General features: G+C 71.8%; 19 protein-coding genes and 1 pseudogene. 14 read left to right on the forward strand and 6 right to left on the reverse strand.

Annotation, left to right across the window (positions count from 1 at the left end):
• The 7 genes from BJ989_RS06420 (at window position 1) to BJ989_RS06450 (ending at window position 9,332) form a co-directional block, all read left to right on the forward strand.
• Window positions 1–339: a hypothetical protein gene (locus BJ989_RS06420; protein WP_179517488.1), complete on the forward strand. Its 339-nt coding sequence runs from the start codon at window positions 1–3 to the stop codon at window positions 337–339.
• Between the two features lie 246 nt (window positions 340–585).
• Window positions 586–1,917 (forward strand): vWA domain-containing protein, encoded by a 1,332-nt coding sequence (locus tag BJ989_RS06425; RefSeq protein WP_179517489.1) that lies wholly within the window; start codon window positions 586–588, stop codon window positions 1,915–1,917.
• 5 nt (window positions 1,918–1,922) lie between these two features.
• Window positions 1,923–3,437: an ADP-ribosylglycohydrolase family protein gene (locus BJ989_RS06430; protein WP_179519432.1), complete on the forward strand. Its 1,515-nt coding sequence runs from the start codon at window positions 1,923–1,925 to the stop codon at window positions 3,435–3,437.
• Between the two features lie 202 nt (window positions 3,438–3,639).
• A complete protein-coding gene (locus BJ989_RS06435) occupies window positions 3,640–4,269 on the forward strand; it encodes a DUF4230 domain-containing protein (protein ID WP_218848747.1) in 630 nt (209 codons plus the stop codon).
• Between the two features lie 5 nt (window positions 4,270–4,274).
• A complete protein-coding gene (locus BJ989_RS06440) occupies window positions 4,275–5,609 on the forward strand; it encodes a hypothetical protein (protein ID WP_179517491.1) in 1,335 nt (444 codons plus the stop codon).
• A 630-nt stretch (window positions 5,610–6,239) separates the two neighbouring features.
• On the forward strand, window positions 6,240–7,631 hold the full coding sequence (locus tag BJ989_RS06445) for a T3SS (YopN, CesT) and YbjN peptide-binding chaperone 1 (protein WP_179517492.1): 1,392 nt from the start codon (window positions 6,240–6,242) through the stop codon (window positions 7,629–7,631).
• 42 nt (window positions 7,632–7,673) lie between these two features.
• Window positions 7,674–9,332 (forward strand): nuclease-related domain-containing DEAD/DEAH box helicase, encoded by a 1,659-nt coding sequence (locus BJ989_RS06450; RefSeq protein ID WP_343049144.1) that lies wholly within the window; start codon window positions 7,674–7,676, stop codon window positions 9,330–9,332.
• 39 nt (window positions 9,333–9,371) lie between these two features.
• Here the strand turns inward: BJ989_RS06450 and BJ989_RS06455 are convergent, their stop codons facing one another.
• Both BJ989_RS06455 and BJ989_RS06465 read right to left on the reverse strand, forming a co-directional pair.
• A complete protein-coding gene (locus BJ989_RS06455) occupies window positions 9,372–9,962 on the reverse strand; it encodes a hypothetical protein (RefSeq protein WP_179517493.1) in 591 nt (196 codons plus the stop codon).
• Between the two features lie 511 nt (window positions 9,963–10,473).
• Window positions 10,474–11,649 (reverse strand): serine hydrolase domain-containing protein, encoded by a 1,176-nt coding sequence (locus BJ989_RS06465; RefSeq protein ID WP_179517495.1) that lies wholly within the window; start codon window positions 11,647–11,649, stop codon window positions 10,474–10,476.
• 201 nt (window positions 11,650–11,850) lie between these two features.
• Between BJ989_RS06465 and BJ989_RS06470 the strand changes: the two genes are divergently transcribed.
• Window positions 11,851–12,825 (forward strand): alpha/beta hydrolase fold domain-containing protein, encoded by a 975-nt coding sequence (locus tag BJ989_RS06470; protein ID WP_218848748.1) that lies wholly within the window; start codon window positions 11,851–11,853, stop codon window positions 12,823–12,825.
• A 37-nt stretch (window positions 12,826–12,862) separates the two neighbouring features.
• Window positions 12,863–13,909 (forward strand): helix-turn-helix domain-containing protein, encoded by a 1,047-nt coding sequence (locus BJ989_RS06475; RefSeq protein WP_179517496.1) that lies wholly within the window; start codon window positions 12,863–12,865, stop codon window positions 13,907–13,909.
• A 40-nt stretch (window positions 13,910–13,949) separates the two neighbouring features.
• On the opposite strand, the pseudogene BJ989_RS06480 reads toward BJ989_RS06475, so the two are convergent.
• Both BJ989_RS06480 and BJ989_RS06485 read right to left on the reverse strand, forming a co-directional pair.
• Window positions 13,950–14,282 (reverse strand): annotated as a pseudogene (locus tag BJ989_RS06480) (transposase); the annotation flags it as partial.
• Between the two features lie 471 nt (window positions 14,283–14,753).
• Window positions 14,754–15,065 (reverse strand): putative quinol monooxygenase, encoded by a 312-nt coding sequence (locus tag BJ989_RS06485; protein ID WP_114332294.1) that lies wholly within the window; start codon window positions 15,063–15,065, stop codon window positions 14,754–14,756.
• 108 nt (window positions 15,066–15,173) lie between these two features.
• Between BJ989_RS06485 and BJ989_RS06490 the strand changes: the two genes are divergently transcribed.
• A complete protein-coding gene (locus BJ989_RS06490) occupies window positions 15,174–16,115 on the forward strand; it encodes a GlxA family transcriptional regulator (RefSeq protein ID WP_003941078.1) in 942 nt (313 codons plus the stop codon).
• A 447-nt stretch (window positions 16,116–16,562) separates the two neighbouring features.
• Here the strand turns inward: BJ989_RS06490 and BJ989_RS06495 are convergent, their stop codons facing one another.
• Together BJ989_RS06495 and BJ989_RS06500 are read right to left on the reverse strand one after the other, a co-directional pair.
• A complete protein-coding gene (locus tag BJ989_RS06495) occupies window positions 16,563–17,237 on the reverse strand; it encodes a response regulator (RefSeq protein WP_179517497.1) in 675 nt (224 codons plus the stop codon).
• The gene (locus BJ989_RS06500) at window positions 17,234–18,913 is read right to left on the reverse strand and encodes a sensor histidine kinase (protein WP_179519435.1); all 1,680 of its coding nucleotides are present in this window, start codon (window positions 18,911–18,913) and stop codon (window positions 17,234–17,236) included. Before BJ989_RS06500 ends, BJ989_RS06495 begins: the two co-directional genes overlap by 4 nt.
• A gap of 198 nt (window positions 18,914–19,111) precedes the next feature.
• On the opposite strand from BJ989_RS06500, the gene BJ989_RS06505 reads away from it, so the two are divergent.
• Genes BJ989_RS06505 through BJ989_RS06520 form a run of 4 tightly spaced genes read left to right on the forward strand, consistent with a single transcriptional unit; the run spans window position 19,112 to window position 22,570 of the window.
• Window positions 19,112–20,110, forward strand: a complete 999-nt coding sequence (locus tag BJ989_RS06505; protein WP_179517498.1) for a Bug family tripartite tricarboxylate transporter substrate binding protein — start codon at window positions 19,112–19,114, stop codon at window positions 20,108–20,110.
• The gene (locus tag BJ989_RS06510) at window positions 20,107–20,613 is read left to right on the forward strand and encodes a tripartite tricarboxylate transporter TctB family protein (RefSeq protein ID WP_179517499.1); all 507 of its coding nucleotides are present in this window, start codon (window positions 20,107–20,109) and stop codon (window positions 20,611–20,613) included. Before BJ989_RS06505 ends, BJ989_RS06510 begins: the two co-directional genes overlap by 4 nt.
• Window positions 20,613–22,181, forward strand: coding sequence for a tripartite tricarboxylate transporter permease (locus BJ989_RS06515; RefSeq protein WP_179517500.1), 1,569 nt, complete (start codon window positions 20,613–20,615; stop codon window positions 22,179–22,181). Before BJ989_RS06510 ends, BJ989_RS06515 begins: the two co-directional genes overlap by 1 nt.
• Complete coding sequence (locus BJ989_RS06520; RefSeq protein ID WP_179517501.1) at window positions 22,181–22,570, forward strand: universal stress protein; 390 nt, start codon at window positions 22,181–22,183, stop codon at window positions 22,568–22,570. Before BJ989_RS06515 ends, BJ989_RS06520 begins: the two co-directional genes overlap by 1 nt.
• The last annotated feature ends 22 nt before the right edge of the window (window positions 22,571–22,592 follow it).

The raw sequence follows: 22,592 nt of genomic DNA on the forward strand, positions 1-22,592 counted from the left end.
GTGGCCCACACCGACAAGACCGACCCGTTCAGGGTCAAGATCTGGCACGGCGCGCTGGGGCGCGTGGCCGAGCACGACCACACCGACGGCATCTGCGACCTGCCGCGCACGTTGGCGGACTTCCTCGCCCAGGATCCTCGCCGCACGTCGGCCTGCACGTGGTCCTGGGCTGACGACGGCACGGGGCTCTGCGGTTGCGAGGTCTGCCGCGGGCAGACGTCGGAGCGCCGCGTGCGTCGTGGCGAGCGCCGCCGGACGCGGATGAGCCTCGGCGAGGAGCGCAAGCGGTGGCGTGCCGCCGGCTCGCTGAGCGCGACCGCCGCTGTCGGTGGTCCCTGACACGCTGAGGCACGAGGTCGGGTCGCCGCACTCAGCGGCTGCGGCGGCTCGGCCTCGACGGGGACCGCCGCCGCTCGGGACTGGCCGCCCCACGGCTCGACAGCTGTGGCTCCGCCGCCGCGACGCGGGACGGCGTCGCTTCCACCACGACCGGCATGCCGGTCCCGCTCGGCGGGTCCGCACGCCGACCAGCACCCACCACCCGTCGCACTCCGCGCCGGGTCCGCACCACAACGGGGGAACACCATGAAGCTCGATGCCCACCTCGGCGTCGACGTCGTCGCCCACGAGGCCGACGACACCGTCGACGTCCTGCTCCACCTCGAAGCGCCCACGGCGCACACCGTCGACCGCGCGCCCAGCACGCTGCAGGTCGTGCTCGACCGCAGCGGCTCGATGGCCGGCCGTCCGCTCGACGGCGCCAAGCGGGCCCTCGTCGCCCTCGTCGAGCGGCTCGAGCCGACCGACAACCTCGGTCTTGTCGTCTTCGACGACACCGCCGAGGTGGTGGTGCCCGCCGGACCGCTCACCGACAAGGCCGGGGTGCTCGACCGCATCCGCGCCGTCCGGCCCGGCGGCACCACCGACCTGAGCGCCGGCTACGTCCGGGCGCTCCGCGAGGTGAAGCGTGTGTTCGCCGAGCCGTGGGACGTGCTGTTCCCCGACGGCGATGACCCGCAGGCCACCACCGGCCGCGCAGGAGCGACGGTGCTGATCATCAGCGACGGTCACGTCAACGCCGGGCTGCGCGACGTTGACCGGTTCGCCGACCTCGCCCGCGCGGCGTACGCGGACCGGGTGACGACCACGACCCTCGGCTACGGCGAGGGCTACGACGAGACGTTGCTCAGCGCGCTGGCGCGCGGCGGCAGCGGCAACCACGTCTTCGCCGCCGACCCCGACGCCGCCGGGGCGGCGATCGCCCAGGAGGTGGACGGCCTGCTGGAGAAGGTGGCGCTGGCCGCGTCGTTGACGGTGCGGTTCGCGCCCGAGGTGGCGATGCTGCGGCTCTTCAACGACCTGCCCGCCCAGCAGGTCGGCGACGGAGCCGTCATGGTCGAGCTGGGTGACCTGTGGTCCGGGGAGGCGCGCAAGCTGCTGCTGCGGCTGCACGTCCCGGCGATGCCGGCCCTCGGGCTGGCGCAGGTCGCCTCCCTTGACCTGCAGTGGGTCGAGCTGCCGGGTCTCGTCGAGCACACCGTGTCGCTGCCGATCAGCGTCAACGTGGTGCCGGGCGACGAGGCGGCGCAGCGGGTCCCCGACCCGACCGTGCGCTCGGAGGTGCTCTTCCAGGAGGCCCAGGAGGCCAAGCGCAAAGCGTCGGAGGCGTTCGAGCGGGGCGACCTCGACGTCGGCCGCACCTACCTCGGTGAGACCGAGCTGCTCCTCGACGGGGCCGCCGGGCTGCTCGACGGCGCCGGCAAGGCCGAGCTGGACGCCGAGCGCGCCGACGTGCGACGGATGCAGCAGCTCAGCACGGAGGCGCCGCCGACCCACGTGTCGAAGCTGACGCGGGCCAGCTACCACCAGCAGAACCGCAAGCGCGGTCGGCGCCGCGAGTCGGACGGTGGCCAGTGAGCCCGATGCGCCCGGTGGAGCCGACGCGGCTGACCACCTCGCAGACCGACCGCGCCGCCGGGGTGCTGCTCACCGCTGCGTGTGGTGACGCGCTCGGCGTGCCCTACGAGTTCGCCCGCCCGCCGGCTGCCGACGAGCTCGCCGAGATGCTCGGGGGCGGCCTGGGCGACGGCGCGCCGGGGGAGTGGAGCGACGACACCGCGATGGCCGCTGCTATCGGCCGGGTCGCGGCGACCGGGGCCAACCTGACGAAGCGCGAGGCGCTCGACGAGGTCGCGCTCGGGTTTCTCCAGTGGTTCGACGGCGGCCCGCCCGACGTCGGCATCCAGACCTCCGCCGTGCTGACGGCGAGCGCGCGGCGGCTGGCGGCCGAGGGTGGTCCGCCGTCCGAGGTCCTGGCCGCCGAGGCTGCGGCCTACGCCGAGCGCAACCCGCGCTCGGCCGGCAACGGCGCGCTCATGCGCACCGGCCCGGTGGCGCTGGCCCACCTGCGTGACCGGGACGCGTGTGCCCGCGCGGCCCGCGCTGTTGCCGAACTGACCCACGCCGACCCGCTGGCGGGTGACTCGTGCGTGCTGTGGTCGGAGGCTGTCCGCGCGGCGGTGGTCGACGGCCGGCTCGACGTCGAGGCCGGGCTCGACCTCATCCCGGGCGAGCGCCGCGAGCAGTGGGCGGCGTGGCTCGCCGAGGCGCAGGACGTGTTGCCCGACGGGGAGGTGCCCGGGCGGCGCTTCACACCCAACGGGTTCACGGTCACGGCGCTGCAGGCGGCGGTCGCTGCGGTCACGGGCACGCCGGTGCCTGACCTGCGACCGCGCGAGGCGTCGTACCCGTGCCTGCACCTGCAGCACGCGCTGCACGCAGCGGTGCGCATCGGTGACGACACCGACTCGGTCGCGGCGATCGCCGGGGCGTTGCTCGGTGCACGGTGGGGCGCGAGCGCGGTGCCGTGGCGCTGGCGCCGGCTCGTCCACGGCTGGCCCGGGCTCGACGGGCGTGACCTCGTCTCGCTGGCGACGAAGGCGGCCCGCGGCGGTCGGCTCGACAGCAAGGGGTGGCCGGACGTCGACGACGTGCCCTACGACGAGTACGCCTCGCCTCACGTCGTGCTGCACCCCTACGACGACGGCGTGGTGATCGGGACGACGCGCACTCGCGGCGCGGGCGTCGACGCGGTCGTCTCGATGTGCCGGGTGGGCCGCGCGCAGGCGTGCTTCGACGGCGCGACCGAGCTGGTCGAGTCGCGGCTCATGGACGCCGAGGACCGCGACGCCAACCCCAACCTCCACTTCGTCCTGGCCGACACCGCCGACGCGGTGCGTGGGCTGCGGGCGGAGGGCAAGCGGGTGCTGCTGCACTGCGTCGCCGCCCAGCAGCGGACGCCGAGCGCGGCCGTCGCGTACGCCGTCATGCTCGGCGCCGACCCGGAGGAGGCGCGCGAGCGGGTGCTCGCGGTGTTGAACGAGGCGCGAGGGTACGGGCGGGTGTGGGAGGCGGCGGGGGAGGTGCTGGCCCGCTGAAGGGTCCGGATTCGGCGCCCGGCGTTGTTCGTTCTGGCTGTCCGCTTGCCGTCGGCGCCGCTCCGGCGTGCCCTTTTCAGCACCGAGCAAACTCTTGGCGTCGAATTGCGTCATGTTTGGACTGTGGGCGCGTGTCACCCACGTTCGGCACGGGAACGGCCCGTGTCTCGGGATCACGGCCAAGGCCGCGGAGGGGTATGTCGTGCGTGTGTTGGTGAGGGCCGTCTCGGTCCTGCTGATCGGCGGGGTCCTGGCAATCGGAGGGGTCGTTGCGCTGACCGCTGTCGGCCTGGTCGATTTCAAGTGGCCGTTTTCCACCACGACCATCGACCGGAGTCAGCCGGTGCTGCTCGAGTCCGTGCAGGACGTCAATCGTTACGTCGGCGCTGTCGGGAACCTCGAGGTGGTTGTCGACCTGGAGCGAGACGTTGAGTGGTTGCCCGGTTTCCTAGCCGGTGAGCGTTCCCTCTTCGTCGCCGCTGGCACAGTGGACGCGTACGTTGATCTGGCGAGCCTGGAGGCCGGTGACCTCGTCGTGTCCGACGACCGCACCAAGGTCACCATCACCCTCCCGTCCGCGGTGCTGGGCGAGCCAAATCTCGACCAGGATCGCACCTACTTGTTCGACCAGGAACGGGGCGTCCTGGACCGTCTTGAAGATGCCCTTTCGACGCCGGATCAGCAGGAGCTCTATCAGGAAGCGGAGTCGAAGATCGGCGCCGCGGCGGAGGCGTCCGATTTGAAGGATCAGGCCGAGGCCAACACCGAGGCGATGCTGGTCGGCATGTTCGCCGGGATGGACATGACGACAACGGTCACCTTCGATGAGTGAACGCATTGACTGACCGCGGCCCGCTGGGTCGGCATGACGAGAACGGGGGAATCGCGGTGGCTGGGAACGAAGCAGCGGAGCGTGTCGAACTACAGGTGATCGCCGACGACGACGGTGTGGCGGTGCTCGGTCCGCCGGCCGAGGTCGAACGCTTCCTCGTCGCGGAGGGACTGGTCGACGCCCGGCCGCTCGAGCTCTCCCGACTGCATGGAGCGGCCAGCGTGGGTGGTGCCGTCGCCCAAGCCGGCTCGAGCATCGCGGCGGACTCCGGTCGCTGGGTCAAGCTGACCAAGGAGTCGGCGAAGGCGATCGAGCGACACGGGCTCCGACAGAGCTCGAAGAGCGGCCTGACGACCGGCGTCATCAGGGGCCCGAAGGGTCAGGTGAAGGGGTTCGTCGAGTTCGCCAGGGGACCGGGGGCGTCGCTCACCAACCCGGCGGTGCTCGCGGGTGCTGCGGGGATCATGAGCCAACTCGCCATGCAGCAGGCGATGGACGAGATCACCGACTACCTCCAGCGCATCGACGCCAAGCTCGACGACGTCCTGCAGGCGCAGAAGGATTCGGTCGTGGCGAGGCTCGTCGGATCGGGCTTCGTCATCGACGAGGCGGTCACCGTGCGCAACCGGCGCGGCCGCGTCGACGAGGTGACGTGGTCGAAGGTGCAAGCAGTGCCATCGACCATCGCGGAGGTGCAGGGTTATGCGTTGGCGCAGCTCGACGCGCTGGCGCAGAAGCTCGAGGGTGCTCGCAGGGTCGGCACCATCGCCGACGTCGTCCAGGAGGCGGAGGGCAAGACGCAGGAGTGGCTCGCAGTCCTCGCGCGCACGTTCCAGCTCCAAGACGGGATCGCGGTGCTCGAGCTGGACCGGGTGCTGGACGCGGCGCCGGAGGAGCTCGATGCCCACCGCACCGGGCTGCGGGAGGCACGCCAGGACCGGCTCCACCTCATCGAGCAGGCGACCCGCCGGCTGCTCGACCGGATCAGCGAAGCTGCGACGGTCGCCAACCAGAAGGTGCTCCGGCACCCGTCGGCCTCGCCCACAGCTGTCGGCGCAGGGGAGAAGGTCACCCGGAAGATCGAGGACTTCTACGAGTTGCTCGGGTTGTCCGGCGAGCGTCGGGAGATGGAGGTGCGGCGGTGGACCACGGCTGCCGGGGAGGTCCGTGACCGGGCGCTCGAGCAGGGCGTCGACACGGCCCAAGCCGTTCGCCGCCGAGGTGGTGCCGTGGCGGGCACCGCTCGCGACGGCGCCCGAGATGCTCGCGTTCGGCTCGGAGCGCGGTTGAAGCTCGTGCGTGGCGCCGGTCCAGACGAAGTGGACGACCCCGACGAGTGACGAGCAGTGATCAGTCGTCGCAGAGCTCGCACACGCCCGAGACCGACCGCTCGACGAAGTGGACCTCGCACGTGCCGCGCGAGCCTCGTCGCGGCTCGTGCCACCGCCACCCCCGTGCGCCTTGAACCACGGCAGCTCGACCAACGGGCGACCCTTCGCATCGACGTACCCCTTGCCGATCCACGCGGCGACCTGGCCGTCGCCGGCGAGCGCGATGTAGGAGCCGCTCGACGGGATCCAGACCAGCTCCCAGGTGACGCCTTGGAGCGCGTCGCGGATGAGGCGCTTGGCCTGGTCCGACCGGTGGCCGAAGGCCTCGAAGGCCGCCTCGATGTCGAAGTACTGCCGCCCGACGCCTGCGACCTCCTTCTCGCAGTGGCTGCGCAGTCCGTTCTGGTCGACCTGTGCGGGGGTGGCCTCGGTCAGCTCCGAGTCAGCGAAGAGGTGAGGACAGGCACGGATGTGCACCTTGCCCCGCGGGTTGGTGCCGAACAACGGCTCTCGGCTCAGGTCGGCGGTCACCCTGCAGAGTCTCCGCCGCCTGGAGGCGGGCGGCGTCATCCTCGCGGGTCCGACTGTCGGTGGTCACCCCTAGCGTGGACCTCGGGTCGAGATGAAGGGGGATGGCTCATGGGGGATGCACGACAGGCGTCGTGGGGGCGCGCGGTGGACGCGGCGTGGCTCGCGTTCCGACAGCAGCTCGCCGACCACCTCGCGGAGTTCGAGGACGGCGCGAAGCTGGTGATCGAGCTCGAGATGGGCGTCGACCACGACGACCTCGACGGGTCGCTGCCCTACGTCCAGTTCGTCGGCTGGGACGACGGCCGTCAGGTGAGGGCCGAGGTGTCGTCGCAGCACTACCTCGACCCGCGGTACGCCGTGGGACCGCACGGTGCGCAGGTGCTGCGCAGCGTGGGCTGGGAGCCGCCGACCCACGCGCCGGACGAGCAGCCCGACGACGGCTCGTCCAACTGGTGGGCGGACCACGAGCTCCGCGAGGCCGATCTCGCGGCCTGCCGCGCCACCGTCGCCCTGCGCGACGTCTTCGGCGCGCCGCACCCGTCGTTCCTCCGCACCGACGCCCGCCTGCAGCTCACCGGCGCCGCCGGCGGCGGTGGGGCGGAGGCCACCGCCGACGAGCGTGGGGCAGGTGAGGGCGACGACGAGGAGCCGCCCGTCCGCTTCCCCCACGGGGTCGACGAGCTGCGGGGGATGGTGGTCGAGGCGCTCGGGCGGGTCGTCGACCACCCGGTGCAGCTCGACGATGACGGTGACGTCCCGCTGGTCGCCGGCCGGAGCATGCTCTTCGTGCAGGCGCTGCCGGACGAGCCGACCCTGCAGCTGTGGTCGCCGCTCGTGAGCGGGGTCGACGACCCGGACCGCGCCGCAGACGAGGTCGCCCTGCTCAACCGCGACGTCCTCTTCGGCGCGTTCGTGCTCACCGACACGGGCGACGTGCACTTCCGGCACCACCTGTGCGCGATGCCGTTCGCGCCGCTGCAGCTGCGACTGGTGGTGGCGCGGGTGCTCTCCGACCTGGACCGTCGTGCCGGCGACCTCGTGCGGCGCGTCGGCGGGACGCGGTTCTTCGACGACCTGGAGCCGGACGAGGACGACGACGTGCCGGTCCTCGAGGTGAGCGAGGGCGCCGACCCCGACGAGCACCACCACAGCCACGACGAGGCGGACGGTCGCCTCCGCGGTGAGCTGCTCGTGCTGCGCGAGCTGATCGCGGCCGGGGCCGCGGCACCCGCGACGGTGGCGGCGCTCTTCGACGGTGACCTCGAGCTGATGGCGCTCGTCGTCGACGACCTGCTCACCGACCCGCCCGCGACGCTCGACGTCGCCGACGCGGTCGCCGCGCTGCGCGGTGGCCTCGTCTTCGCCGCGGAGCGCACGGCTCGGTTGCGCTGGTCGCGGTCGGCCCGCCCGCCCGGGCGGCGGCCGCGGTCGCAGCAGCAGGAGCTGCTCACCTCCGACGACCTGGGCGAGCCGGTGCTCGACCTCGGCGGCGATGGGTGAGTCGCGCCGCCATGGCGGCCGTGCGCGGGAGAGGGTGACGACGTGCCTCGACTGATGCCCGAGCAGCCGACCTTCACCACCGACTCCGAGCGCGAGGTGTGGGAGCGGCTGCGCGACGGGCTGGGCGACGACGACGTGCTGATCGCGGGGCTCCGTCTGACCGACGTCGACAAGGACCACGAGGCGGACCTGGTGGTGCTGATGCCCGACTTCGGGGTGCTGGTGATCGAGGTCAAGGGCAGCAGCGTCTGGTTCGACGACGGCGGGTGGTGGCAGCAGCGCGGCGGCAAGGCGCGCAGCATCGACCCCGTCACACAGGTGCGCACCACCAAGTACGCCGTCCGTGACTACGTCGCCCGCGACCCGCGGTGGCAGCGCGCCAACCACGTCTCGTGGGGCCACATGCTCGCGTTGCCCTACAGCGAGGTCGCCGACGACTTCGACGCCCCCGACTGCCCGCGGTGGGCCGTGCTCGACCGGCACGACCAGGTCGACCTCGCCGAGCGGCTGCGGGCGATGGCGCCGCGCACCTGGCAGGGCAAGCCCCCGCCCACGGCAGAGCAGGTCGAGGTGATCGCCGAGATCCTGCACGGCCGGCCGTCGGGCACGGCGTACGACGTCAATGCCGAGTCGGACGAGCGCGCGGCCGCGGCCGACCGCCTGACCCAGGAGCAGGCGACCATCCTCGGCGTCACCCGGCTGCTCAACCGCGTCGAGGTGCGCGGCGGCGCCGGCAGCGGCAAGACGGTCCTCGCACTGCAACAGGCCAAGCAGCTCAGCCACGGCGGGCACGGCAAGCCGCGTCAGCGCGTCGCGCTGCTGTGCTACTCGCTCGGCCTGGCTGCCTACCTCAAGCGGGTCACCGAGTCGTGGCACCGCAAGGACCGGCCCGCCTTCGTCGGCACCTTCCACGACTTCGGTCGGCAGTGGGGAGCGCCCGAGGGCGACCGCCAGGACAGCAGCTTCTGGGAGCAGGAGCTGCCGCGGACGATGGGCGAGCTGGCCGAGGGGCTCGCCGACAAGGACCGCTACGACGCGATCATCGTCGACGAGGCGCAGGACTTCGCCGACGACTGGTGGCGCCCGGTGCTGAAGGCGTTGCGCGACGAGGAGCAGGGCGGGCTGTACGTCTACTCCGACGAGAACCAGCGCATCTTCGCCCGCTTCGGCCGCCCGCCGGTGCAGCTCGTCCCGCTCGTGCTCGATCACAACCTGCGCAACACCCGGCAGATCCACGAGTCGTTCGGCCCGCTTGCGCCGTCGCGCATGTACGCCCGCGGCGGCGACGGGCCCGCCGTGCGGTTCATCGCCGCGAGCACCGAGGACGCCGTCGAGGTGGCCGACGACGCGGTCCTCGAGCTCCTGGACGCGGGGTGGCGGCCCGAGCACGTCGCGCTGCTCACCACCGGGCAGCGCCACCCCGTGCAGGTCGAGCGCACCGAGCACCGCGACCAGGACGGCTACTGGCAGAGCTTCTGGGACGGCGACGACGTCTTCTACGGCCACGTCCTCGGCTGCAAGGGCCTCGAGCGGCGCGCGGTCGTCCTCTGCCTCAACGAGTCGACGGTCCGCGACCGCGCTCGCGAGCGGTTGTACGTCGGGATGTCGCGCGCCACCGACCAGCTCGTCGTCGTCGGTGACCCGGCGTTCGTCCGCCAGTACGGCGGGGTCGAGGTGGCGAAGCGGCTGGGGGTCGGTTGACACTCCCGCCACGCCTCGTCGGAACGCAGTGACGCAGCGTCAGCCCGACGCCCCCGCTGCGCCCGCGGCCTCGATCGCGGCGGCCAGCTCTGCATAGGTCAAGCGATCCGTGAGCCGGTCAAGGGTGCTCAGACCGAGCGAGCGGCGGCCCTGTCCTTCGACCGCCATGCGTGACAGGACGAAGAAGGTCCACTGGTCCACGTCGAGCGGGTCGTAGTCATCGTGACGGGTGGCGGTCTGCAGGCAGAAGACGTAGACGTCGGAGTTGAACGTGCGGGTGCCGGGGCGGGCGGCCTCGTCGCTCCAGTCCTCGGCCGACAGCCCGCCGAACCGGATGGTGGAGTGGACCTTCTGTGGCCACGACTGGAGGTAGGCACTGGACTTGACCTCGACTCGGAGGCCCGACGGGGTGAGCACGTCGAACGAGTGCCAGTCGGGCTGATGCTCCGTGGCGCCGACCGCCCTTAGCACGAGCCACTCGGCCAGGAAACCCCGTGTCGTGTTCGACCGCAGGTCACGCACCGCATAGGCCCAGAAATCCCGAACGGTGGCGTCGAGGCCGATGAAGGGCTCGTCGCCGGTCAGCCGTGGCGGGGGAGGGGGCTCGTGGGGCCCCAGCGCGGCGGTCACGGCGTCGAGCCTGGCAGGTCGACCTCCACGACGTAGGCGTCGTGGTCCGACAACCTGCGTCCGCCCGCTTCGGCCACCACCCGGACAGCCCCGGCCACGGGCCACGCACGAGGAACCGCGATGTGGTCGATGCTCAAGAGCCCGGGGATCCGGTGCGCGAGCGGTGCCGTCGGCACGATCAGGTCCCACCGCTCCAGTGCCGCCAGCAGGTGGGACCTGCTGGCCTTGCTCCCGGCATGCTCCTTGGCCACTCACGGCGTGGTTCCAGTCGCCGCCGAAGACGAATCCGCCCGCGGGCAGAGCTGCGACGAGCGTGTCAATGGTCTTCTCCGTCCGCGCCCCGTGGCCGCCCTCGCCCCACGGCTCTGCCCCACCGACGCCTCGCGGCCATGGTGTGGCGCCCGAGGTGTGCGCGGTGGCCCGGCACGTCGAGGCGCTCGCTGACCTCCGTCGTCAGCAGGACGTCGCACCTCAGCGATTCGAGCAAAGCGTTGCCGACAGCTGGGTCCGATCAGAGCGCGGCGTACACCGCTTCCTCAAAGTCTCCGTAGAGCTTCCAGGCCTCGTGACGCGTGATGAAAGGCAGCGAGTTGGTGTAGATCGAGGCGCAGATGCCGGTCGTGCGGTCGATGAAGAAGTGGGTGTTGAAGAGCCCCGCCCACGACCCGGTGCCGGCGCGGCGGCGGCCAGGGATGTCGTGGCTGTTGAGCAGGAGTCCGTAGCCCCACTTGTTGCCGGGTCCGGCATACATCGTGTCGGTGATCGGCGGGTCCGCGGTTGGGATCTCGGCGGGGAAGTCGAGGTCACCGATCTGGTTGGTGAAGGCGGCGTCGACCGTGGCTTCGTCCAGGATGCGCACGCCGTTGAGCTCGCCTCCTCGCAGGAGCGCCTGCTCGAAGCGGATGTAGTCGCGGGGGGTGGAGAAGAGGCCATGGCCGCCTGCCCACCAGTCGGGTTCGGGGTTGAGGATGTTGCCGGCCGACGCCCATGTGCCGTCCTCGCCCCTCACGTGGACGGTGACGGCGTTGTCCATCTGCGTCTGGTCCGGGTGGAACGTGGTGCTGCTCATGCCGAGCGGGCCCGCGATGCCCTCATCGATGACTGCGTCCAGCTTCTTGCCGGCGACGGCCTCCACGACGCGGCCGAGCCAGTCGGTGTTGATGCCGTACACGAACTCCTCCCCGGGGTGCGCCGTCATCGGCGCACCGAAGGCGGCCATCGACCCGGGTACGACGTTCGGGACGCCAGTCGCCGCTTCGTACTTCACGAGCCGGTCGTTCCAGAACCAGTACCCCAAGCCAGAGGTGTGCGTCACGAGGTGGTGAACCGTCGCCTTCGTGCGCGGCTCGACCAGGATGGGCTCGTCCCCGTCGAACCCCTCGAGCACCTTGACGTCGGCGAAGTCCGGGACGTACTCCTCCACCGGAGCGTCGAAGTCGAGTTCGCCGCGTTCCTTCTGCTGCAGCGCAGCGACGGTGCAGACCATCTTGGTCATCGACATGATGCGGAAGTGGGTGGAGGTGCCGACCGGGTCATCAGACTCTCCGGCTATGCGGATCCCGGCCCCGCCTTCGTAGAGGACGCCGTCGCGGTCGGCGACGATCGCGGCGACGTGCGGCACTGCACCGTCCGACACGGCGTCGGTGAGCACGCGGTCGATCCCGGACCCGTCGATGTGTGTGGCCATGGCTGCTCCTCAGAGTGCGGGGACGGTTTCTCCGTCCGGCTGCCGACCACCGTCTTGCAACCCGTGGCGAGTGGGAACCGACAAGACGTCTGAGTCGGAGGAGTGACGACCGCCACATGGCGGTGGCAGGCTGGCGATCCCGCCGATCTACTGAGGCGCCCGAACTGCGATTCCCTGATTGCGCAAGATGTGGAGAGACCTGTGACAGCCGAGGTGCAGCCGGTCGCGCGCCCGCCGTTCGACGCCGAGCTGCGGGCCGGCCTGGCGGTGGTCGGCGGCATGTTCCCGCCGACGATCACGCCCGACCTCATCGACTTCATGCGCGTGTCGTACGCCGCCCCGCCCATCGAGGACCTCCTCCTCGCCAAGGGCATCGTCTGCACCGACGACGTGGTCGTCGCTCCGGACGGGCACGAGGTCGCCGTGTCGGTGCTGCGTCCCAAGGATGCGCCTGGTGAGCGCCCGGGGGTGGTGTACGCGCACTCGGGCGGGCTGATGTTCGGCGACCGCTTCAGCGGGATCGACCTGGTTCTCGACTGGGTGTCCGACTTCGGCGCGGTCCTCGTGACGGTGGAGTATCGGCTGGCACCTGAGCACCCGCACCCGTACCCCTTCGACGACATGTACGCCGCGCTCGAGGCCGCTGCCTCGCGTGCAGGGGATTGGGGCTTGCGGCGTGACCGCCTCGTGGTCGCGGGAGCGAGCGCCGGAGGTGGGCTCGCAGCAGGCCTTGCGCTCGCAGCCCGCGACCGAAACGGACCGGTGCTACGGGGTCAGGTACTCGACTACCCGATGCTCGACGACCGCGGCAGCACGGCCTCGACCCATCAGTTCGACGGCATCGGCGTGTGGGACCGCGTCAGCAACGAGACCGGCTGGACTGCTCTGCTCGGCGACGCCCGCGGCACCGAGGCCGTGTCAGAGTACGCCGCCCCCGCCCGCGCAAGGGACCTCTCGGGCCTGCCTCCGGCATTCATCGACGTGGGTGCCGCCGAAATCTTCCGCGACGAGGCGATCGCCTACGCGGACGGGATCTGGCGTGCGGGCGGTGACGCGGAGCTGCACGTGTGGTCGGGGGCCTTCCACGCATGCGACATCTTTGCCGCCCATACCTCCGTCGGCCGCGCCATGATCCGGGCCAGGAACGACTGGGTCGAGCGGATCATCGCCGACTGAGAACCGGACTACGCTCGCTCGCAGAAGGAGGTCCGTCGTGCAGGAGCTGCTCGGCCGCATTGCCCGGCTCGACCCGAGCGCGAGCCTCGGGCTGCGCGTCATCGCCTGCTTCGACGAACTCATGGTCGGCAACGTCAACACGCGCGCGCTGCTTGCCGCTGCCGCATCGCTCGCTGGCTGCGTCGCCGGCTTCCACTCCGAGACGCCGGCAAGGACCGTGCGCATCGATCCCCGCGGCCACCACGCGGCCGACGTACGACCGGAGGTGGACCCGGCGTTCCAGCAGGATGCGAGCGACGGACTGACAGTGTGGTTGGAGCGGAACGGGGAGCGGCAGCCCAACGACGCCATCGTGCTGGAGCGACTCGCCCTGGCGGTTCGCATGCGGCACGGCCGCGGGCGTGAGAGCGACCACCGGCGCGACCTGAGCCTGCTGCTCGATCCCGAGGTGGACGTGCAGGCACGCTGCGTTTCTGCGATCACCCTCGGACTGCGTCCGGGGACGCGCTACCGAGTGGTCTGTGCGCCCCTCTTCGCCGTGTGGCCCGAGCACCCCCAGGGCCCCGAGGACGTCGTTGCAACGCGTTTCGGTGCCATCCACGCGCTGGTCCTTCCGGCCAGTGCCCACGAGGTGGCCGCTGTACCCAGCGGGGTCGGCGTCGCCACCGAGGTGGAGGACCTCCACCACTCCTTCCGCACAGCTCTCGTCGCGCTGCGGCTGTGCGATCCGCCGGCGGTCGGGTCGGTTCTGGCCGACGACTTCGGCGGACTGATCGGGCTGCTCGCCGACGCGCCGGACGGCTCCTTCCAGCCCGACGTCGCGCTGGTCGACGCAGTGATGGCCTACCCGTGGGGCGCGGAGACCTTGTCCTCGGTGGTCCGGTCGCACTCGTTGCGGCAGGCCGCTCGCGAAGCCGGCGTGCACCACAGCACGATGCAGTCGCGCCTCGAGACCGTGAACGCGACTCTCGGGTTCGACCCGTTCGAGGGCTACGGGCGCACGCGCCTTGGCACGGCGTACCTCGTCTGGCGCCTGCGCCACTCGCGCGTCTTGGACCTGCCGGCGCCTATCGCCACACCTTGAGGGTGTGACGGCCGATTCGACTACATCCGCGATCACACCCGCCGTCCATCGCGACCACCTCGACCGCGTCACGGAAGGCGTCGTCGCGGTCGGCGAGCCAGGTCTTGAACGCCGCCTTCGACCGGCCCTCGACCATGTCCAGCAGCCTTGCTGGGCCGGCGCCATCGCGGACCGGGGTCAGGGCGATGATCACGGTGACGTACTTGTCGCCACGCCTGGTGTGGCGCCAGACGTGCTCATCGACGCCGATGACCTTCACGCCCTCAAACCGCGTGGGGTCGTTGATCAGCAGCCGCTTGCCTTCAGCCAAGCCCGCGTTGTTGGCGGTGTCCCACGCTACCCCGAGTCCCTCGGCGACACGGGCGACGGTGAGCTAGAGGAATGGAGCTTGCTCGGCTTCGACGCCGCCGCAAGCTCCGGTGAAACGGTCGGTACTGGTCGGTCGTCCTCGGTCACCACCGGATGGCGGCGTCCCCCACGCTCGGCGTTTGCACAGGTCAGCGGCTCGTTCGCCCAGTGGGCGCATCAAGCGACAGACGCAAAGCCGACGTGATCAGGTCGTCGGTTCGATTCCGACAGGCGGCTCCGGCGAACAGCCCCTGACCTGCGCAAACGCAGGGCAGGGGCGGTTCGGTCCTGGTGGTCGCGCGATGCGCTGGCCTCACGGCTCTGCCCGACACCGACGTCGCTCTCCTCTGCGACGGACCCCTCGCCGGCTGAGCGCTCGCGGCCGGCATCCTGTCCGTGTGCCGATAGGCCTCGCACCGCTCGGCAACGCAGCGTGGCGTTGCGTCGCGACCTGGCGACGGCTCGGCGGGGCGCGATCGTCTCGTGCGTTGGCGGACTACGGGAGCTTGGACGCGAGGACGTCGGCCGCCAGGATCTCGGGTGCTGCGCCGAGGAGGTGCTGGTTGGCCGTCAGGGCTGCGACGATGGCGCCGTTGGCGTGGGCGTCGCGAGCGGCCTCGTCGGGGAATGCATCGAAGATCCAGAAGGTGTCGGCGTGGGTCCTGACCGCGAACCAGACAATCGTTCCTACCTCTTCGTTGGCGAGCGCGACAGCGCCGGCGAGCAGATCGGCGAGCGCGTCGTGCTGTCCATCGGCCGCGACGATCTTGGCGACGAAGGCATACGGAAGTGATGCGGGTGTGGACATGAGGGGTTCTCCTAGGTGTCGAGCTTCCTTGGTGAAGCGAGATGAGCGTATGACGAGCAAGGGCATGTGAGAAGTGGCGTATACGGCAGTATTGCTATTGTTCGCGCCATGCGTATCGGACTGATCGCGATCGACGGCTGCTTCGGTTCGGCTGTCGCGTCGGTCATCGACATCGTGCGGGTGGCCGACGGAGCCCGCGGCGATGTCGACCCGCGGATCGACCCGATCGAACTCGCCATCCTCGGACCGAAACGGAGAGTGACCACGACGGCATCGATGACCCTGTCGGTGGACCACCCGCTGTCGGAGTCCGCAGAGTTCGACGTGGTCGTCGTCCCTGCGCTCGGAACCCTCACGGCCGCCGCTACCAACGACGCCCTCCAGAGCCGAGATGCTCGTTCGGTCATCGCCTCGCTCGGGCGCCTCGACGACGCGACCACCCGGATCGCCGCGGCGTGCACCGGCGTGTTCGCTGTCGCCGAGACCGGACGGATGCATCATCGGCGGGCGACGACCAGCTGGTTCCTGGGGCCGGAGTTCCTGAAGCGCTATCCGACCGTCGCCCTCGATCTCGACACCATGGTCGTGGTCGACGGGAACCTCGTCACCGCCGGCGCCGCGTTCGCCCACATCGACCTCGCGCTCTCACTCGTGCGATCGATCAGCCCCGACCTGGCCCAACATGTCGCCAAGCTCCTCATCATCGACGAGCGTCCGTCGCAGGCGGCCTTCGTCGCCTACGAACATCTCCGGCACGAGGACCCGATCGTCGTCGAGTTCGAACGCTTCGTGCGCGCCCGCCTGGACGAACCGTTCAACGTCGCCTTCGTCGCGCAGTCGCTCGGCACCAGCCGGCGCACCCTCGAACGGCGAGTCCGTGCGGCGCTCAACCTCACTCCGCTCGGCTTCGTCCAACGGCTTCGCATCGAACGAGCTCGGCACCTCTCAGCAACCACGGACCTCACCTCCGCGGAGATCGCGCTACGGGTCGGCTACGCGAACGCCGAGACTCTGCGCTCCCTCCTGCGCAGGGAGCGACGCCGTTCCTGACCCATCGCCATGCCCCTAGCCGGTGTCCTAGTGCTCGACTGGAACCACCTCTCAGCACGTCGCGTCGACGCTCCTGCGTCGCCCTCGGACGACCCACTCGACACGCCCGCAGCACAGGCCATGTGACGTGTCCCGGCTTCCCGGACGGTCGGGGTTGGGTGGCTGTGATGTCGCTGCGTTCTCGTCGAGGGGGTCAGCAGACTCGATCAGGGTCGATCGGGATGAGACGCGAAGGCGGTCAGGTCAGGGCGACCGAAGCCGGCCGGCGGGGTAGCGTCGGTCACGTCGAGGTCTTTCGGACGGATGGCGTAGGAACCTCGATCGTCGGGAGACCTCGACGTCTATCTGCGGACCGACGCGCCCGGCCGACCTACACCCTCATCTGGGAAGAGCCCGTACGCCGCGCCCGACGGTGCTCCGCGGGTGCGCCGCGCTGGCGGCACTGCTTCAGCGCCAGGCGTACCGACGCTCCGGGCGGCCCACCTCGCCGTACTTGAGCCGCACCTCGGCGCGGCCGAGGGTGACGAGGTGCTCGAGGTAGCGCCGGGCGCTGACGCGGGCGATGCCGACGACCTCGCCGGTCTCGGCGGCGGACAGGTCGGTGCCGGCGCCGCGGAGCGCCTCCTCGACCAGGCGGAGCGTCTCGGCGCTGAACCCCTTCGGCAGCCTGGCCGATGCCGTCGGCCCCGACGCGCCGCCGAAGACGCGGTCGACGTCGGCCTGATCGGCCTCCGCCTCGGCGACGGCGAGCTGGCCGTAGGCCTCCTGGTAGTGCACCAGCCGCTGGCGCAGGTCGTCGTAGGAGAACGGCTTGATCAGGTAGTGCACGATGCCGCCGCGCAGCGCCCGGCGCACCGTCTCGGCCTCACGGGCGGCGCTGATGACGATGACGTCGACGTCGGGCTTGACCTCGCGCATCTGCTGCAGCAGGTCGAGGCCGAGCACGTCGGGGAGGTAGACGTCGAGCAGCACCAGGTCGGGCGCGAGCTCCTCGACGGCCACCAGCGCCTCGGCGGCGTTGTGCGCCACCCCCACCACCTCGAAGCCGGGCGTGCGCTCGACGAAGCCGCGGTGGATGCGCGCCACCATGAAGTCGTCGTCGACGACGAGCACCCGGATCACCGCGGCGCTCCCGGCAGCGTCGCGGTGAAGACCGCACCGCCGTCGTTGCGCACGGCCACCTCGCCGCCGCGGCGCCGGCACACCAGCCGCGTCAGCGCCAGGCCGAAGCCGCGGCCCGCGTCCGCCCCACCCGCGTCCGCCGCACCCGCCTGCGCCTTGGTCGACCAGCCCTGCACGAACACCGCCTCCTCGTCACCCGGCGGCACGCCCGGGCCGTCGTCGCGCACCTCGACCAGCACCCCCGGCAGCTCGCCACCCCGCGGCACCGCCCGGTCGACCTCGCCGTCAGCGACGTCGGCGACGTCAGCCACGCCGACCGCCAGCGGCGTCGCCGCCAGGTGCACGGTGACGGTGCCGCCGACCCCACCCGAGACCGCGTCGACCGCGTTGTCGACCAGGTTGCCGACGACCGTGGTCACGTCGCGCGACAGGTCCTCGTCGAGCACGTCGAGGTCGGAGGTGGGGGAGAGGCGCAGGGTGACCCCCTTCTCGTTCGCCAGGCTGACCTTGGCGATGAGCAGCGCCGCGACCGTGGGGTCCCCGATCCGCGAGGTCACGGCACCGTCGAGCCCGGCCCGCTCGCGCCCGACGCCCTGGACGAAGCCGATCGCCTCGTCGTACTCCTCCAGGGTCAGCAGGCCGCTGATCGTGTGGAGCCGGTTGGCGAACTCGTGGGTCTGCGCGCGCAGCGTGTCGGAGACCGCGCGGGTGCTGCCGAGCTCGCGCTCCAGCGAGCTGAGCTCGGTGCGGTCGCGCAGGGTGGTGACCGAGCCGATGACCCGGCTGCGCGAGCGCAGCGGCACGTGGTTGAGCACCAGCACCCGGTCGTCGGCCAGGACCATCCGGTCGACCCCGCCCTCTTCGCTCAGCGCGCGGCCCAGCACCGGGTCGACGTCGAGCTCGGCCAGCGTGCGCCCGACGCTGTCGGCCGGCAGGCCGAGCAGGTCGCGGGCGCTGTCGTTGAGCAGCGTCACCCGGCCGTGGGTGTCGAGGGCGACCACGCCCTCCTTCAACCCGTGCAGCATCGCCTCGCGGTGCTCGACCAGCGAGGCGATCTCCACCGGCTCCAGGCCGAGCGTCTGCCGCTTCACCCGGCGCGAGAGCAGCAGCGAGCCGACCACCCCGAGCAGCGAGGCGACGCCGAGGTAGATCGCGAGGTTGGGCGCCGCGCGTTGCAGCAGCTGCAGCGTGGAGGGGTAGGCGCGCGCCACCACCACGAAGCCGACCAGCTCGCCGGTGCGCGCCGGCTCGTCGGAGAGCACCGGCACGTGCGCCACGACCGAGCGCTGGCCGCTGCGCTCGACCACGCCCGTCCACGACCGGCCCTGCAGCACGTCGCTCTCGCCGAGCGGCAGCTCCTCGCCCAGCAGGGTCGGGTCGGAGGAGACGACCACCACGCCGTCGGCGCGCACCAGCGTCACCCCCGTCGCGCCCGACTGCGCCCGCAGCGACTCCGCGGCCGCCGGCAGGGCGGCCCCCAGCCGCGGCTCGGCGTCGGGGAGCCGTTCGCGCACGAGCGCGGTCGCCGCGAGGTTCTCCGCCGCCGACAGCGCGGCGCGCCCCGCCACCCGGCGGAAGTCGGCGGCGGACTGCGCGATCGAGATGGCGGCCACGAAGACGAGCACGACGAGCACGATGAGCAGCTGCAGCAGCAGGAACTGCCGCGCCAGCGTCATCCGTCGCACCGTCCGGCCTCCTCCTGGTCCGCAGAAGTGTCGCAGCGCACACGGGCGCCGCACAGGCCTGCGGACGCGACCACAATGACCACAACGGCCGTTGCCTCCGCAACCGTGACCACGGTCACACGCGGCGATCACAGTGGGCTCGTCGCCGCCCCCCGGGCGGCACCGCACCCCCCGACGAAGGAGCCCCCCATGCGCCGATCCCGCGCACTCGCCACCGCCGCCGCCCTCGGCCTCTCGCTCACGCTCTCCGCCTGCTCGGTCACCGGCGACCAGGCCGCCGGCGAGGGCGGCGAGGCCGACTCGCTGGCCGACCTGCGGATCATGGTCCCCAACTCCGCCGGCGGTGGCTACGACACCACCGCCCGCGTCGCCGCGAAGGTGATGGAGGACGAGGGCATCGCCGAGGGCATCGAGGTCTTCAACCTCGAGGGCGCCGGCGGCACCGTCGGCCTGGCACGCACCGTCAACGAGGCCGGCAACGGCGACCTCGCGCTGCTCATGGGCCTCGGCGTCGTCGGCGCGAGCTACACCAACGACACCGACGCGACGCTCACCCGGACCACCCCGCTGGCCAAGCTCATCGAGGAGCCGGGCGCCGTCATGGTCCCGAAGGACTCGCCCTTCGAGACCATCGACGACCTGGTCGCCGCGTGGCAGGCCGACCCGAGCGGCCTCACCGTCGGCGGCGGCTCCTCGCCGGGCGGGCCCGACCACCTGCTGCCCATGCAGCTCGCCGAGGCCGTCGGCATCGACCCCCGCGAGGTCAACTTCGTCTCCTACGACGGCGGTGGCGACCTGCTGCCCGCCATCCTCGGCAGCAAGCTCGACTTCGCCACCTCCGGTGCCGGCGAGTTCCTCGACCAGATCGAGAGCGGCGAGGTGCGCGTGCTGGCCACCAGCGGCGAGGAGCGCCTCGAGCAGGTCGACGCCCCGACGCTGGTCGAGTCCGACGTCGACCTGGTCTTCACCAACTGGCGCGGCATCGTCGCCCCGCCCGAGGTCGACGACGCCGACCGCGACGCCATGATCGCCGCGCTCGAGCAGCTGCACGCCAGCGACGGCTGGGAGCAGGCGCTCGAGGACAACGGCTGGGAGGACGCCTTCATGACCGGCGACGAGTTCGAGGCCTTCCTCACCGAGCAGGACGCCCGCGTGCGCGACACCCTGTCGCAGCTGGGGCTGGCGTGACCTCGCCCGCCACCCCCGTGGTCCGCGACCGCGCCGAGCTGGGCTTCGCGGCCCTGCTCGGCGTGGCCGGCGCGGTGGTCGTGCTGGACGCCCTGCGCATCCAGGCGGCGTACTCCCAGTCCGACCCGGTCGGGCCGCGCACCATGCCGCTGGTCGTCGGCGCGCTGCTGGTGGTCTGCGCCGGCGTGCTCGCCGTCGACGTGTGGCGCGGCGGGCACGGCGCGGCCGAGGGCGGCGAGGACGTCGACCTCGGCCACCCGACCGAGTGGCGCACCGTCGTGCCGCTGGTCGCGGTCTTCGTCGCCCACGTGCTGCTCGTCGACAGGCTCGGCTGGGTGGTCTCCGGGACGCTGCTCTTCTGGGGCAGCGTCTGGGCGCTCGGCAGCCGGCACCCCGTGCGTGACGGGGTCGTGTCGCTGCTGCTCTCGCTCGGCACCTTCTACGGCTTCTACGTCGGCCTCGGCATCTACCTGCCCGCCGGCGTGCTGGAGGGGATCCTCTGATGGACGTGATCGGCTCGCTCCTCGAGGGCTTCGCCACCGCGGCGACGCCCACCAACCTCGCCTACGCGCTGCTCGGCGTGCTGCTGGGCACCGCCGTGGGTGTGCTGCCCGGCCTCGGCCCGGCGATGACGGTCGCGCTGCTGCTGCCCGTGACCTACGCGCTCGAGCCCACCAGCGCCTTCATCATGTTCGCCGGCATCTACTACGGCGGCATGTTCGGCGGCTCCACCACCTCGATCCTGCTCAACACCCCCGGCGAGTCCTCCTCGGTGGTGACCGCGATCGAGGGCAACAAGATGGCCAAGTCCGGCCGGGCCGCGCAGGCGCTGGCCACCGCGGCCGTCGGGTCGTTCGTCGCCGGCACCATCGGCACGGCGCTGCTCGTGCTGTGCGCGCCGATCGTCGTCGGCTTCGCGGTCAGCCTCGGCTCCCCGTCGTACTTCGCGATCATGGTGCTCGCCCTCGTCGCCGTCACCGCCGTGCTCGGCAGCTCGCGCGTCCGCGGCTTCTCGGCGCTCGGGCTCGGCCTCGCGCTCGGCCTGGTCGGGATGGACCCCGTCACCGGGCAGCAGCGGCTCACCTTCGACCAGCCGCTGCTCGTCGACGGGCTCGACGTCGTCATCGTCGCCGTCGCGATCTTCGCCGTCGGCGAGGCGCTGTGGGTCGCCGCCCACCTGCGCCGCACCGCCGCCCACGTGATCCCGGTCGGACGGCCGTGGATGGGCCGCGAGGACTGGAGCCGCTCGTGGCGGCCCTGGCTGCGGGGCACGGCGTACGGCTTCCCCTTCGGCGCGATGCCGGCCGGCGGCGCCGAGATCCCGACGTTCCTCTCCTACGTCACGGAGAAGCGCTTCGCGCGCAAGCCGGAGGAGTTCGGCCACGGCGCCATCGAGGGCGTCGCCGGGCCGGAGGCGGCCAACAACGCCTCGGCCGCGGGCACGCTCGTGCCGATGCTCTCGCTGGGCCTGCCGGTCAACGCGACCGCCGCGGTGATGCTCGCGGCGTTCACGCAGTACGGCATCCAGCCCGGGCCGCTGCTCTTCGACCGGGAGCCGCAGCTGGTGTGGGCGCTCATCGCCTCGCTCTTCATCGGCAACGTGCTGCTGCTGCTGGTCAACCTGCCGCTCGCGCCGGCCTGGACCAAGCTGCTGCAGCTGCCGCGGCCCTACCTCTACGCCGGGATCCTCTTCTTCGCCACGCTCGGCGCCTACTCGGTCAACCTGCAGGCCTTCGACCTCGGGATCCTGATGGTGCTCGGCCTGCTCGGCTTCGCGATGCGGCGCTGCGGCGTGCCCGTGCTGCCGCTGGTGATCGGGCTGATCCTCGGCCCGCGCGTCGAGGAGCAGCTGCGCACGTCGCTGCAGCTCAGCGGCGGTGAGGTGTCCGGGCTGTTCAACGAGCCGGTGGCGATCGTGGTCTACGCGCTGATCGCGCTGCTGCTGGCCTGGCCGCTGCTGGCCAAGCTGCTGCCGGGGCGGTCGCCTGCCCGCGCTGGCGCTGCTGCGGAGGGCGCCCCCGCCGAGCCCGACGACGAGCGCGAGCTCGTGTCCAGTGAGAGGAGCCGGTGATGACGGTGGTGGTCGGCTACGTGCCCACCCCCGAGGGAGCGGCGGCGCTCGAGCAGGCCGTCGACCACGTGCGGTCGCGGGACGCCCGCCTGGTCGTGGTCAACACCTCGCGCGGCGACCGGCTCGTCGACGAGCGCTACGCCCTCGACGACCAGGTCGCGCGAGTGCGCGAGCGCCTCGACGACGCCGGCGTGGCCTACGACGTCGTGCACGGCGTGCACGGGCGCGAGGCGCACGACGAGCTGCTCGACGCGGCGCGCGACCACCGCGCCGACCTGCTGGTCATCGGCCTGCGGCGGCGCACGCCGGTGGGCAAGCTGCTCCTCGGCAGCACCGCCCAGCGTGTGCTGCTCGAGGCGCGGTGCCCGGTGCTGGCCGTCAAGCCCTGAGGGGATTCCGGTGGCCCCGGTG

It is taken from the genome of Nocardioides perillae, from assembly GCF_013409425.1.
Lineage (GTDB): Bacteria > Actinomycetota > Actinomycetes > Propionibacteriales > Nocardioidaceae > Nocardioides > Nocardioides perillae.